A 14,433-nucleotide genomic window follows, 5' to 3' on the forward strand; every position below is an offset into this window, starting at 1 on the left:
TTACTCCATCATTTTTTCGATTGGAAGAACCAGAATAGAGCTGGCGCCCAGCGCTTTCAGTTTCTCCATGGTTTCCCAGAACAGCGTTTCGCTGCTAACCATGTGCATGGCAACGCGTTGCTGATCGCCTGCAAGCGGTAAAATAGTCGGACGTTCAGCCCCCGGCAGCAGCGCGACAATTTCGTCCAGACGCTCGCTTGGCGCGTGCAACATAATGTATTTGGATTCGCGGGCCTGAATAACGCCCTGAATACGGGTCATCATTTTGTCGATCAGAAGCTGTTTTGCCTGTGGCATTTCGCCGTCGCGCTGAATAAGGCAGGCTTTGGAGCGGTAAATTACTTCAACTTCACGCAGGCCGTTGGCTTCGAGCGTCGCGCCGGTAGACACCAGATCGCAGATTGCGTCCGAAAGACCCGCACGCGGTGCCACTTCAACGGAGCCGTTCAGCAGGCAGGATTTGAAATCAACGCCTTTTTTATCGAGATACTGTTTGAGCAGGTGTGGGTAGGAGGTGGCGATACGAGCATTTTGCAGGCTTTGCGGACCGGTGTATTCAGTGTCCAGCGGCGTAGCCAGTGACAGACGGCAACCGCCGAAATCCAGACGACGCAGTGTGAAGTAACGCGGGTCTTCGCCCTGAGCGCGGCGGCTCAGCAGCTCTTCTTCGAGCACGTTCTCACCGATAATGCCCAGGTCAACTACGCCGTCCATCACCAGCCCAGGGATATCGTCATCACGAACACGCAAGATGTCGATCGGCATATTTTCGGCGAAGGCGATCAGACGCTGTTCCTGCAGGTTGATTTTAATCCCGCAGCGGGCCAGCAGTTCGCGCGACTCATCGCTCAGGCGACCTGACTTCTGCATTGCTATCCGTAAACGTGTTTTATCCAGCATGATGACCTCAGTTTCTCAATTATTTATCGTAAATTCAGTTCGTCAGATTCTTTTACTTCAATTCCTTCGGCCATAAAAAAAGCCCCCGGAAGAAATCTTCCGGGGGCTCTCTCTGCGTTCTGCGCCACTGGAAGATCTAAACAGTCTCCCAGCACCAATCGCCTGAAAGACTAGTCAGGGTGATGGTGATGATGGTGGTTAATCAGAACGTTTGTCATTTCAGTGTCTCGTTTTGTTCATTCAGCGCCGCGTGATTCAAAACTGAATCATCCGCCACACGTATCAAATTCGTTGCCAATAAAACTAAACTATCGGGCGGCAACTGCGCAACCTTTTTTTCTGATGATGAGTTTTTCTTATCCGCAGCAGGGTTTTCATCAAATAAATGAATGATCTGCTAACAGACGCTGAAAAATCATTACGCACCACCGAAGGGAAAAGGCGTATTTTGCTAGTATAAAGAGAGATATCTGCAACTGGTGAAATCATGCCAGAGAACAAACGGAGCGATGTATGAAAAAGATTTCGATTATCGGACTGGGCTGGCTGGGCATGCCGCTGGCAATGGCGCTGGCTTCAAAAGGGTACGACGTGGTCGGGAGCAAAACGACGCCCGACGGTGTCGATGCCGCCAGAATGATCGGCATTGAATGTTTCCCGCTGGTCTTCACGCCGGAAATGGAATGCGAATCGGACGATCTCGAAAAGTTGCTCAACGTCGATGCTTTAATCATCACGCTGCCTGCGCGCAGAACGGCGGAAGGCAGCGAACTCTATTTCCAGGCAGTACAACAGCTGACGGACAGCGCACTGGCGCATAACGTCCGGCGCATCATCTTTACCAGCTCGACGTCCGTTTACGGCGACCATGAAGGTGTGATGAAAGAAGACGCGCCGCTGCTGCCGGTTTCACGCAGCGGCATTGTACTGAAAGAGCTGGAAAACTGGTTCCACGGTTTACCGAATACGTCGGTCGATGTCCTGCGTCTGGCCGGGCTGGTGGGCGGCGATCGCCATCCGGGGCGATTCATGGCCGGAAAAACGCAGGTAAAAGGCGGTCAGCACGGCGTCAACCTGGTTCATCAGGATGACGTGGTCGCTGCCATCACCTTGCTGCTCAGCCTGCCAAAAGGTGGCCATACCTATAATCTCTGTGCGCCTTCGCATCCGGCAAAAGCCGAATTCTATCCGGCACTGGCGCGGCAGATGGGGCTGGTGCCTCCGACGTTTGCTGAAGAACCTTCAGCAGGGAAGGGCAAAATCGTCAATGGCGACCGGATCTGCAAAGAGCTGGGGTTCGAATATCAGCATACGGACCCACGAAACATGCCTTTTTAACGTACAAAACCTTATTCCATAATATTACGTTATGACCTGCCTGAAATTCAGGCAGGTTTTTTATTTGGTCTTTTATTGTTCAGTAACAACACCGCACCCTTGTCTGGTCAGATTATGTGCCGTGTATTATTAAATTTTTATTTCCCCCGCTAATTAGCCTGCTTAATAACAGGTTAATCCCCGTGACTATTCAAGAATCCTCTTAATAAATGCATTTAGCGATGTGCTTTATTCGCTTTTTACACGCAGAAAGTGGCGCGGGATGCTGGTTGAGTAATAAAATTCCTATTCTTGAGCTTTCAATTTGCCATTGAGCGGCATAAACCACTTTTTTAAGCACAATCATTAAAGTTTTCCTGAAGAGATGCCGATACGTTTGTACGGCCTAAGTCCGCCGTCTCATTATTTCTTCTTATCAATCTAGTCTCATGACTGGATGTCTGCGCTCGCCTTGTAACAAATTCTTACAATCATTGTCTTTTTGCTTTTGAAATAGCGTGGTTGCTCACGTTTCCCCTACTTTTTGAACTAAATTTAACCAAAACTTTTAGGACTCGTTCCCCTGTAAGCCTTGTGGTGACTGGGTTGCGCAGAATTAGCACAATGATCACGCTATTGGAAATTTACAGCATAAAAAACTGGGTGAACTATGATTGATTGGCGTGTGTGCTAATCATTTGGCTTTAATTGGTCTTTGTACAAAATGATCTCAAAATGGCGAAAAAAGACAGCCACAGCCCCCTTTTTTAGACGCTTTTTTACTTTTGGTTTAAAATTGCGCAAATTTTTACGATAAATTGCACTTTTGGGGACAAAATAAGTTTTAAAAATGTGATGTGCGTCACACTTTATTCAAAATTCGGCAACGCCCAGATTGTATGTATAAAGGGAACGGGGTTAGAGTTGCGTCGTAGTAAGATTATTCCTAATAATGTATGTAAAAGCGTTTCACTGAATGAGACGCCATCACAGCAACGGACCCTGCCAGTACACCAAAACTGAAGTGTTTCACGATTACTTAGCAGTGCAATTGTCACAATTAATTTAGTTTACATCAGGAACAACTTTGTATTGGCGGTGAAGTAAATACCGCAGGATAAATCTATTTCCAACGTGAGATTTATTAATCAGCCAATGATCCAATTGTTTTGATAGTAAAAAATACTCCTGTCACGCCGGGTGAAACTCTTGCTGCATGGAATATGTCTATCAATCCGCCACCTTAAAAAAGTGGCATCGGTAATGGGGTAGAACAGAATGTCCGAATTGCTAAAGCACATATATGATATCAACCTGTCATATCTATTGTTGGCACAGCGCTTGATTAACGACGAAAAGGCCTCAGCGATGTTTCGCCTGGGGATTGATGACGTAATGGCAGAAACCCTGGGGCAACTGACGCTGCCACAGATGGTGAAGCTGGCTGAAACGAACCAGCTTTTATGTCAGTTCCGCTTTGACGACAGTAAGACAATTGAACGACTGACTCAGGAATCGCGTGTGGATGACTTACAACAAATCCACACCGGCATCCTGTTGTCCAGCCACCTGCTTAAAGGCCTGGCTGCGAAAGACAGCGGCGCGATGAAGAAAAGGGCGTAGCTATGTCAGGGAAAGATGCGTCAACCAAACCGGCAGAAAAAAGTATCGTCCAGGAAGCACGGGACATTCAGCTTGCCATGGAATTGATTACGCTGGGTGCCAGATTGCAGATGCTGGAAAGCGAAACGCAATTGAGTCGTGGCCGACTGATTAAACTGTACAAAGAATTGCGCGGCAGCCCGCCGCCAAAAGGGATGTTACCGTTCTCGACGGACTGGTTTATGACCTGGGAACAGAACATCCACTCTTCCATGTTTTACAACGCGTACTCGTTTCTCTTAAAGAGCGGACATTGTAATGGCGTGGAAGCCGTAATTAAGGCTTACCGTCTTTATCTGGAGCAATGTCCGGAGCAGCCCGGCGAGGCGCCGATCCTTGCTCTGACCCGCGCATGGACGCTGGTCCGTTTTGTCGACAGCGGAATGCTGCAGCTCTCTGCCTGCAACTGCTGCGAAGGTTCATTCATTACCCATGCACACCAACCGCGCCACGGGTTTGTATGCAGTCTTTGCCAACCCCCATCCCGGGCAGTAAAAAAACGTAAACTTTCCCCGCAGGTTGCCGATATAACATCTCAAGAGCTGGACGAACAGGTCAAGCGCGCTGTCTGAGATTGTTAGGTTGCAGTATGTCGTCCGGAGCGGTGGTAGCACCGCTCATCATTTCCCCCTAACGTCTCCGCCATAATCTGGCCCCTTTTATGCACGTTTGAGCTGCGTAACATCGGGCAAGGTGGCACAGCCTCGCACTTTTCCTCGCCCTAAAACCACATAGAATTAAGGATTCATCGTGCTAGTAATATTAGGTTACCTCGTGGTCATGGGCTCAGTGTTTGGCGGTTTCCTGCTCGTCGGCGGTGAACTGGGCGCATTATACCAACCCGCAGAATTACTCATTATCGGTGGTGCCGGCATTGGCGCCTTCTTCGTCGGTAACAACGGCAAAGCGATTAAATCCACCATGCGTGCCTTACCGCAGCTGTTTCGCGCGTCGAAATACAACAAAGCGTTGTATATGGATTTGATGGCGCTGCTGTACCGCCTGTTAGCCAAATCGCGCCAGCAGGGGATGCTGTCGCTGGAAAATGACATCGACAATCCGGCTGAAAGCGACATTTTTGCTAATTATCCCCGCATCCTTGCCGATAAGCATTTAGTCGAATACCTCACGGACTATCTGCGCCTGATGGTCAGCGGCAACATGAACGCTTTTGAAATCGAAGCACTGATGGATGAGGAAATCGAAACCTACGAGCATGAAAGTGAAGTCCCGGCAAACAGCCTGGCGCTGGTCGGCGATTCACTGCCTGCTTTCGGTATCGTGGCGGCGGTCATGGGGATCGTACATACCCTGGCAGCGGCGGATCGTCCGGCCGCAGAGCTCGGGGCACTGATTGCCCATGCTATGGTGGGGACTTTCCTCGGTATCCTTTTGGCCTACGGATTTATTTCCCCGCTGGCCAGCGTACTGCGACAAAAAAGCGCAGAAAACGCCAAAATGATGCAGTGCATCAAGGTGACTTTGCTGTCGAGTATCAACGGTTACGCGCCACAAATAGCCGTCGAATTTGGCCGTAAAACGCTTTACACCTCCGAACGACCTTCCTTCATCGAGCTGGAGGAACACGTTCGTCAGGTCAAATCACCGGGCCAGAAACAAACTGAAGAAGAAAAAGTATGAAGCATCAGAGCCATCCAATCGTTGTTGTACGCAAGAAAAAGAATAAGCACGGCGGAGGGCATCACGGTGGTTCGTGGAAGATTGCTTACGCTGACTTTATGACAGCGATGATGGCTTTCTTTCTGGTGATGTGGCTGATTTCGATCTCCAGCCCTAAAGAACTTGTGCAAATTGCCGAATACTTCCGTACGCCACTGGCGGTGGCCATTACCGGCGGGCCACGCAGCAGCGATGCCACCAGCCCGATCCCGGGTGGTGGCGCTGACCCGACGGTGCAGGACGGTGAAGTTCACAAAATGGATCAGTCGCAGGGCGAGAGCAAACGTGAGGCCGGAGATTTACAACGCCTGCAGCAGAAGCTGGAAAACATGCTGGCATCCGATCCGCGGCTTAAGGATTTACGTCCGCATCTGATGATTAACCTCACTGAGCAGGGTTTGCGTATTCAGATCATCGATAGCAAAAACCGCCCGATGTTCCAGCTTGGCAGCGCCATTGTTGAGCCTTACATGCGCGATATCCTGCGCGCTATCGGGCCGGTTCTGGACGATTTCCCGAACAAAATCAGCCTGGCCGGTCATACCGATGACATGCCGTATGCGCAGGGCGAACGTGGTTACAGCAACTGGGAATTATCGACCGATCGCGCCAACGCCTCGCGCCGTGAAATGATTATCGGCGGCCTGAGCGAAGGGAAGGTTCTGCGGGTGATGGGCATGGGTTCCACCATGCAGCTTAAAAATCATCCGGCCGGAGACGCGATAAACCGTCGCATCAGTATTTTAGTTCTCAATAAACACGCAGAAGAAGGGATTGAGCGGGAAAACAGTGAGGGCGAAGCGATCACAATCAATGACGCCGGTGAACTGCAAAGACAGGTCCCTGGACGTCAGACTGCCCCGGCACTCGCGCCGAAAATGAGCCCGGCTCCGGCCGTGCCAGCGACACCAGAATCATCAGCAGCACCAGTACAGGCACCATCAATACCCGGGATTACTACGCAGACGCCAGTGACACCATCGGCGGGCGCCCAACCTGCAACATCGGCTCCGGCCGCTGCGACGGTCACGGCACCTGCGACCACATCAACAAGCCGCGATTCACAGCAGAGGTGATCACGTGAGCATGGATATTACTGATTTTTATCAGACATTTTTTGATGAAGCAGACGAGTTGCTGGCGGACATGGAACAACATCTGTTGTTGCTTGATCCGCAAGCGCCCGATATTGAGCAGCTCAACGCGATTTTCCGCGCCGCGCACTCAATTAAGGGTGGCGCAGCGACCTTTGGATTTACGGTTTTGCAGGAAACGACTCACTTACTGGAAAACCTGCTCGACGGTGCTCGTCGTGCTGAAATGAGCCTGAGCACTGACATCATCAACCTGTTTCTGGAAACCAAAGACATTATGCAGGAGCAACTCGACGCCTATAAATCATCCCGGGATCCCGATGCAGACAGCTTTGAATACATCTGTGCAGCCCTGAGACAACTGGCCCTCGACGCGCAACAAGAGCGGGAGCCTGCTCCGGATCTTCACGTCGTCGAATCCGTCCCGGCGGCGAATGCCCCGGAAGCTGCACCGGCCGCACCTGCCGCAGGCAAAGGCGACCTGCGCGTACGCCTGTCCGGTCTGAAAGCCCAGGAAGTTCCGGTCATGCTGGAAGAACTGGGTAATCTTGGCGAAATTAAAGATCCGGTTCAGACCGCAGACAGCGTGGAAGCGACGCTGGTCACCACCGTGACCGAAGACGACATTATTGCTGTTCTGTGCTTCGTGCTCGAACCGGAACAAATCAGCTTCACACACGCCGCCGCCGCGGCACCAGCGGCTGTCGAAACGCCGGCCGCCATGTCTGTCGTCGCTGAAGCTGCACCGGTTCCGGCCACGCCGCGTACTGCGCCGGTTCTGGCCGCTGTGCCGAACACCGAAGTGGCAAAAGCCCGTGCGCCAAAAGCGCCGGAATCCACCAGCATCCGCGTTGCGGTTGAAAAAGTGGATCAGCTCATCAACCTGGTAGGCGAACTGGTCATCACCCAGTCCATGCTGGCGCAGCGTTCTGACCTGCTGGATCCGGTGATCCACAGCGACCTGCTCAACAGCATGGGGCAACTGGAACGCAACGCCCGCGATTTGCAGGAATCGGTGATGTCGATCCGTATGATGCCGATGGAATTCGTGTTCAGCCGCTTCCCGCGCCTGGTGCGTGATCTGGCGAGCAAGCTGAACAAGCAAATTGAACTGACGTTGCTGGGCAGCTCAACTGAACTCGATAAGAGCCTGATCGAACGCATTATTGACCCGTTAACGCACCTGGTGCGTAACAGCCTCGACCACGGTGTGGAAACGCCGGAAGTGCGTATCGCCAACGGCAAAGATGCGACCGGTAACCTGACGCTGTCCGCGGAACATCAGGGCGGCAACATCTGCATCGAAGTGATTGATGACGGTGCCGGTCTTAACCGCGAACGTATTCTGGCGAAAGCCGCGTCGCAGGGCATGAACGTCAACGACAATATGAGTGACGAAGAAGTCGGCATGCTGATCTTTGCCGCCGGGTTCTCGACGGCAGAAAAAGTCACCGACGTTTCAGGCCGTGGCGTGGGCATGGACGTGGTGAAACGAAACATTCAGGAAATGGGCGGTCACGTTGAAATCCATTCCCAGCAAGGTAAAGGCACCACTATCCGCATCCTGCTGCCGCTGACGCTGGCGATCCTCGACGGCATGTCAGTGAAAGTCGGTGAAGAAGTCTTCATTCTGCCACTTAATGCGGTGATGGAATCGCTGCAACCGCTGTCGGAAGATTTACACCCGCTGGCCGGTGGCGAGCGTGTTCTGCAAGTGCGCGGCGAATATCTGCCGCTGGTCGAGCTTTATAACGTCTTCGATGTTAAAGACGCGAAAACTGAAGCCACGCAGGGCATCGTGGTGATTTTACAAAGTGCGGGGCGTCGCTACGCGTTGCTGGTTGATCAGCTGATTGGTCAGCATCAGGTGGTGGTGAAAAACCTGGAAAGCAACTATCGCAAAGTGCCGGGCATTTCTGCCGCCACCATTTTGGGCGACGGTAGTGTGGCCCTCATCGTGGACGTGTCTGCCTTGCAGTCGCTGAACCGCGATAAATTAGCAACAGGCGCAACCGCCGCATAACAAGCAAAGCTTCCGGCGACCTGAACCGTCGCCGGGTGTGAAGAACTCAGGCCGATTTAAAGATAAAAAGCAAAGGTGAACAACATGGCAGGACTTGCAACCGTGTCTAAAATTGCGGGCGAAACGGTAGGTCAGGAATTCCTGATCTTTACTTTAGGCGATGAAGAATACGGCATCGATATCCTGAAAGTGCAGGAAATCCGCGGCTACGACCAGGTAACCCGCATTGCCAACACCCCGGCATTTATTAAAGGCGTCACCAACCTGCGCGGCGTGATCGTGCCAATCCTCGACCTGCGGGTAAAGTTCGCGCAGGAAGACGTGATTTATAATGAAAACACCGTGGTGATCGTCCTGAACTTCGAAAACCGTGTGGTGGGGATTGTGGTTGATGGCGTTTCTGACGTGCTGTCGCTGAGCCAGGATCAAATCCGTCCGGCACCGGAATTCGCCGTAACCATGTCGACGGAGTACCTGACCGGTCTGGGATCGCTCGGTGACCGTATGCTGATTCTGGTGGATATTGAGAAGCTGCTGAGCAGTGAAGAAATGGCACTGGTTGATTCGGTGACGAAGATCTAATCCTTTGAACGTCAAGGGCGTGGGCTCGCCGCCCACACTGGCCCAGAGACCCGCAATCGCGCGGGCCTCTGGACTCCACGCTCTTTTCACTGCGCGCTGCCGCAGGCACGACGGACATGTTCTGGCGCAGCGGCGTGTGGCGCAAAATCTTGCCGCTGCGCGGTTCCTTCTCTCGGTCTTCGAGCCATAGGTCTCGAAGCCGCTCCGTTCAGCAAGATTTTGAGCGCGCCATTCCCGATCGAATAAAACCTTCGTTCTGATTCTTTTGCAAAATCCAATGCGTAAGGGTGTTGTCTTGCACCTTCCCAGAGCCAGAGCCAGAGCCATAAGCCGGTTTTGTCCTGCTCCTTCCCCTGCGAAGGGGAAGGCCGGGATGGGGTATTAATGCCATCTCAGAACTCACCCTCTTTTCTACTCATCCGCTAACTCATTGATTTTAATTAGCCAATTTATCCCATAAAAAAGAGGGTTTTTTTCCCCAAACAAGGATAATCTTTTGCCGTTCAAAGGCTAAACATCGAAACCCAACAGTTCACTGCCGTACAGGCAGCTTAGAAATAGAGGCGAAAACACTTAAGCTTGCAGAAATGGTTCACTGCCGTACAGGCAGCTTAGAAACACTGATCACGGAAATTGATATTTACATCCGTGTTCACTGCCGTACAGGCAGCTTAGAAAACCATCCCCGCCCCCCGAACTTGAACCGGAGTGTTCACTGCCGTACAGGCAGCTTAATAAGCGATATCAGTCATACAACCCCGCTCAATACCGAACAAGCAGACAATATTAAATTAGCCATATGACTTATTGAACCGGCTATTAACGTATTACCAATATATAAATATCAATATCTCTTATTAACTTTATACAGAAAACATATGTATTTAATCGTTGATGTTGAGGGAAATAGGTTTATTTTAGTTTCCGTCAATTTCCATTGAAAGGAATTCAACATGGCCGACGCATTGATGCCCTCTGAGCTGAAAACTATTCTGCACTCGAAGCGTTCTAATATTTATTACCTGCAATATTGCCGTGTGTTGGTCAATGGCGGTCGGGTTGAATATGTTACGGAAGAGGGGAAACAATCGCTGTACTGGAATATCCCCATTGCTAATACCACGGTTGTCATGCTCGGTACAGGTACGTCGGTCACACAGGCGGCAATGCGTGAATTTGCCAGAGCGGGTGTGCTGGTCGGTTTCTGCGGTGGCGGAGGAACACCGCTTTATGCCGCCAATGAAGTGGAAGTGAATGTCTCCTGGCTGACGTCGCAAAGTGAATACCGCCCGACAGAATATCTTCAGCAGTGGGTCAGCTTCTGGTTCGATGAACAGAAAAGACTGGCTGCGGCGATGGCGTTTCAGAAAGTGCGAAGCCAGCAAATTCGTAAAAATTGGTTACACCCGGTGATGGCGCAGGAAGACGCTTTTAAGCTGGATGCGTTAAAAGTTGAGGCAGTATTACAGCGGTTTGAACAAAGTTTGCCGCAGTGCAATAACATCAACGAACTGATGGCACACGAAGCTGTGCTGACCAAAGGTCTGTATAAACTGGCCGCCACTGCCGCCCGTTACGGTGACTTCACGCGGGCGAAACGCGGCGCATTGATGTGGCCAATCGTTATCTCGACCACGGTAACTATATGGCTTACGGGCTGGCGGCCACGGCAGTCTGGGTTATCGGCCTGCCACACGGACTGGCGGTGATGCATGGCAAAACACGGCGTGGCGGGCTGGTGTTTGATGTCGCCGATTTAATTAAAGATGCCCTGATCCTGCCGCAGGTATTTATTGCTGCGATGAAAGGTGAAGATGAACAGGAATTTCGACATCGTTGTGTAAGTCATCTTCAGCGTGCAGATGCGCTGGATATTATGATTGAAACGGTGCAATGCGTCGCACAAGAAATAAGTCAGCAGAAATGAATATATTGCTGGTTTCGGAATGCAGTAAAAAAGCGCTGACGGAAACGCGGCGTATTATCGATCAGTTTGCCGAACGCAAGGGAGAACGGACGTGGCAAACCGCGATAACCCTGGAAGGGCTGAATACATTACGGCGAATATTAAAGAAAACAGCCCGCAGAAATACGGCAATTGCCTGTCACTGGATTAAATCGAATAACCAGACGGAAGTCATTTGGATCGTGGGGAATATTCGTAAGTTTAACGAAAAAGGTTCTGTAGCCACCCATTCAACTCAGCGGGATATTTTAAAATCAGGCAGCGAACATCCTTTTCACAGTATCAGCACCATCGGACTGCTGGCTGCCATCAGTGGCCTTTTTCATGATTTTGGCAAGGCCAATACGTTATTCCAGAATAAACTCAGAGGGCAGGGGAAAAGCTTTGAACCTTACCGGCATGAGTGGATTTCTGTACGGCTATTTCAGGCGTTTGTCGGTCAGCAGACGGATGAACAATGGCTGACCGCTTTGCAGAATGTCAGTGCTAAAGATGAAAAAACCATGATACAAAATCTGGCCAGTAATAATCTCAGTCACACTCATAACAGCCCGCTCGAAGGTTTGCCCCCTGTCGCGCGGCTGGTTGCGTGGCTGATTGTATCGCATCACCGCCTGCCGGTTTATCCGCGCCACAACGCTAACTATAACAACCCGCCGCAGCTTACCGACATCCGTCACTGGCAGGATCAACAGTTCGCGCCCTGCTGGAATTCCACCAATATGGATGCGCCATGGATGCCCCGTGAGCAGCAGGCTGTCTGGCAGTTTCCGCACGGCACGCCGGTGCAAAGTGCAACGTGGCGCAGTAAAGCGCAAAAATTTGCCACACGGGCGCTTCAGCTGCCGCTGTTTGCTTCGCCTTATATGGAAGCAGAACAACGATTTACCCGCCATCTCGCCCGGCTGGTGCTGATGCTATCCGACCATTTGACCTCCTCGCTTGAAGCGACGCCAGGCTGGCAGGATACGCAATACCCCGCCATCGCCAATACTGACAAAAAGACCGGCAAACCCAAACAGCATCTTGATGAGCACAATATTGGTGTCTGCCAGAATGCCTGGCTGCTGGCACGCAGTCTGCCCGGTATGCGTGAAACCTTACCGGCAATCTCACGCCATAAAGGGTTCAGGAAACGCGTAAAGCAAGAGAAGTTTCGCTGGCAGGATAAAGCCTTCGATTTAGCCTGCGGACTGCGTGAAAACGCCCGGCGGCACGGTTTTTTTGGCGTGAATATGGCCTCGACCGGTTGCGGTAAAACGCTGGCGAATGCGCGCGTTATGTACGGACTGGCGGAGGATAAAATTGGTTGCCGTTTCTCGGTCGCGCTCGGGCTTCGAACGCTGACCCTGCAAACCGGTGATGCGCTGGGCGAAAAACTGCATCTCGATAAAGAAGATTTGGCAGTCCTGATCGGCTCGCAGGCGGTTCAGGAACTGCATCAGCTGAATCAGGATGACAAGCTGATAAAGAGTACCGGCAGCCAGTCAGCAGATGCACTTTTTGCTGAACATCAGTATGTGCGGTATGAAGGAATGCTGGATACGGGTCGCCTGGGACAGTGGCTTAAAGGCAAAGAAGCGCTGCATAAATTGCTGAGCGCGCCTGTTCTGGTGACGACGATAGATAATCTTATCCCCGCCTGTGAAAGTCTGCGTGGCGGCCATCAGATTGCGCCGATGCTCAGGTTACTCACGTCTGATCTGGTGCTTGATGAGCCCGATGATTTTGATATGGCCGATTTGCCTGCGCTGTGCCGGCTGGTGAACTGGGCGGGAATGCTCGGTTCGCGGGTGTTACTTTCTTCGGCAACGCTGGCCCCGGCGCTGGTTCAGGCATTATTCAGTGCTTATGTCGCCGGACGCAAAAATTATCAGCAAGCCTGCGGCCAGCCTGATTTACCACTGAATGTCTGCTGCGCGTGGTTCGACGAATTTAATGTGTCTGAAAGCCAGCATATGACCGGTAAATCGTTTGGCGAGCAGCACCGTGAGTTTGTGAAGAAGCGGGTGCCTTTGCTGCAACAGGTCAGCCCGCTGCGACGGGCTTCACTGGTCACAGTATCCCCGGCAACAGCACGCGAGCCTGACGTGCTGAATGCGGTGTCAGCACGTCTCCATCAGTCATTAATCGAACTGCATAATGCGCATCACCACGGCAAAAAACTGACTGTCGGTCTCGTGCGTATGGCAAATATCAACCCGCTGGTTGGCGTGGCGCAACGCCTGATGGCAACGTCGTCTCCGGCAGATGTGCAAATACATTATTGCGTTTATCACAGTCAGTATCCGCTGGCATTGCGCGCTCACATTGAAAACCGGCTGGATGTCATGCTAACGCGACATGACGAAGACGCTATCTGGCAGGTGGAAGACGTCCGCAAGGCGCTGGCTGTTCATCCTGAAAAACATCACATCTTCGTGGTGCTCGCTACCTCCGTTGCCGAAATAGGCCGTGACCATGATTATGACTGGGCGATCGCGGAGCCGAGTTCCATGCGTTCCCTTATCCAGCTTGCCGGTCGTGTACAACGACACCGGCAGTTCGCTCCGCAAATTCCCAATATCCATATCCTGCATAAAAACGTAAAGGCCCTGGAAAAGAAAGCGCCCGCCTACTGCAAACCGGGTTTTGAAAGCGGCGGCAATGCCTTTGCCAGCCATGATTTGCACGATTTACTGCGCCCTGAAGAATACGAAATCCTCAGCGCCATTCCGCGTATACAAGAGCGGGAAATGCCGGATCCTCTGATGAGCATGTCTGATATGGAACACGGGCGTTTATGGCCGGAGTTGCTCGGACGAAAACCCTGCGGTGACATCTACGCTGCCCGCTGGTGGCGTGATCAGGCCGAATGGTGCGGCGAATTGCAGGCGCGCACCCCGTTTCGTCAGTCAGCGCCAGACAGACAATATTATCTGTGGCTGGAAGAAGAGGGCGACAAGCCGCGCTTCCGGCAGCCGGACGACGGAAGCGAAGGATGGAAAGACAGCAGCGGATTTAAGGCTATTGCTCTGGATTATGCCCAAGGCGTCAGCCAGTGGATGGAAATGAACTGCGAAACCCTCTATCAGAGTCTGGCAGAGAGTTTCGGCTGGGAACTTAACCGCGTCAGTAAAACGTTTGGAGAAGTCTGTTTAGCCGACGACGAAAACACCCGATGGCACTGGCACGAAGCGTTAGGAGTGTTTGGTGCACCCCATTAATCA

Annotated in this window: 9 protein-coding genes, 1 pseudogene and 1 other annotated feature; of the genes and pseudogenes, 9 read left to right on the plus strand and 1 reads right to left on the minus strand. The window is 51.9% G+C overall.

What is annotated here, in order from left to right:
* Nucleotides 1-900, minus strand: coding sequence for an ATP phosphoribosyltransferase (hisG, locus tag GW579_RS01120; protein ID WP_101078671.1), 900 nt, complete (start codon nucleotides 898-900; stop codon nucleotides 1-3).
* A gap of 73 nt (nucleotides 901-973) precedes the next feature.
* Nucleotides 974-1,095: a sequence feature (His leader region), on the minus strand.
* A gap of 318 nt (nucleotides 1,096-1,413) precedes the next feature.
* Between hisG and GW579_RS01125 the strand changes: the two genes are divergently transcribed.
* The 9 genes and pseudogenes from GW579_RS01125 (at nucleotide 1,414) to cas3f (ending at nucleotide 14,430) form a co-directional block, all read left to right on the plus strand.
* The gene (locus GW579_RS01125) at nucleotides 1,414-2,238 is read left to right on the plus strand and encodes an SDR family oxidoreductase (protein WP_165057041.1); all 825 of its coding nucleotides are present in this window, start codon (nucleotides 1,414-1,416) and stop codon (nucleotides 2,236-2,238) included.
* Nucleotides 2,239-3,495: 1,257 nt separating this feature from the next.
* Nucleotides 3,496-3,840 (plus strand): flagellar transcriptional regulator FlhD, encoded by a 345-nt coding sequence (flhD, locus tag GW579_RS01130; protein ID WP_120508226.1) that lies wholly within the window; start codon nucleotides 3,496-3,498, stop codon nucleotides 3,838-3,840.
* 2 nt (nucleotides 3,841-3,842) lie between these two features.
* Complete coding sequence (gene flhC / locus GW579_RS01135) at nucleotides 3,843-4,451, plus strand: flagellar transcriptional regulator FlhC (RefSeq protein ID WP_101078668.1); 609 nt, start codon at nucleotides 3,843-3,845, stop codon at nucleotides 4,449-4,451.
* A 178-nt stretch (nucleotides 4,452-4,629) separates the two neighbouring features.
* A complete protein-coding gene (gene motA / locus GW579_RS01140; RefSeq protein ID WP_152325852.1) occupies nucleotides 4,630-5,520 on the plus strand; it encodes a flagellar motor stator protein MotA in 891 nt (296 codons plus the stop codon).
* Nucleotides 5,517-6,635, plus strand: coding sequence for a flagellar motor protein MotB (gene motB / locus GW579_RS01145; RefSeq protein ID WP_165057043.1), 1,119 nt, complete (start codon nucleotides 5,517-5,519; stop codon nucleotides 6,633-6,635). Before motA ends, motB begins: the two co-directional genes overlap by 4 nt.
* A 10-nt stretch (nucleotides 6,636-6,645) precedes the next feature.
* Complete coding sequence (cheA, locus tag GW579_RS01150; protein WP_206738780.1) at nucleotides 6,646-8,676, plus strand: chemotaxis protein CheA; 2,031 nt, start codon at nucleotides 6,646-6,648, stop codon at nucleotides 8,674-8,676.
* Nucleotides 8,677-8,760: 84 nt separating this feature from the next.
* A complete protein-coding gene (gene cheW / locus GW579_RS01155) occupies nucleotides 8,761-9,258 on the plus strand; it encodes a chemotaxis protein CheW (RefSeq protein WP_095922337.1) in 498 nt (165 codons plus the stop codon).
* Nucleotides 9,259-10,226: 968 nt separating this feature from the next.
* Nucleotides 10,227-11,185, plus strand: a pseudogene (cas1f, locus tag GW579_RS01160) (type I-F CRISPR-associated endonuclease Cas1f).
* Nucleotides 11,182-14,430 (plus strand): type I-F CRISPR-associated helicase Cas3f, encoded by a 3,249-nt coding sequence (cas3f, locus tag GW579_RS01165; RefSeq protein ID WP_165057047.1) that lies wholly within the window; start codon nucleotides 11,182-11,184, stop codon nucleotides 14,428-14,430. Before cas1f ends, cas3f begins: the two are co-directional and overlap by 4 nt.
* The last annotated feature ends 3 nt before the right edge of the window (nucleotides 14,431-14,433 follow it).

Origin of the sequence: Rahnella contaminans (assembly GCF_011065485.1) — a bacterium.
In the GTDB taxonomy this organism is placed as follows: domain Bacteria; phylum Pseudomonadota; class Gammaproteobacteria; order Enterobacterales; family Enterobacteriaceae; genus Rahnella; species Rahnella contaminans.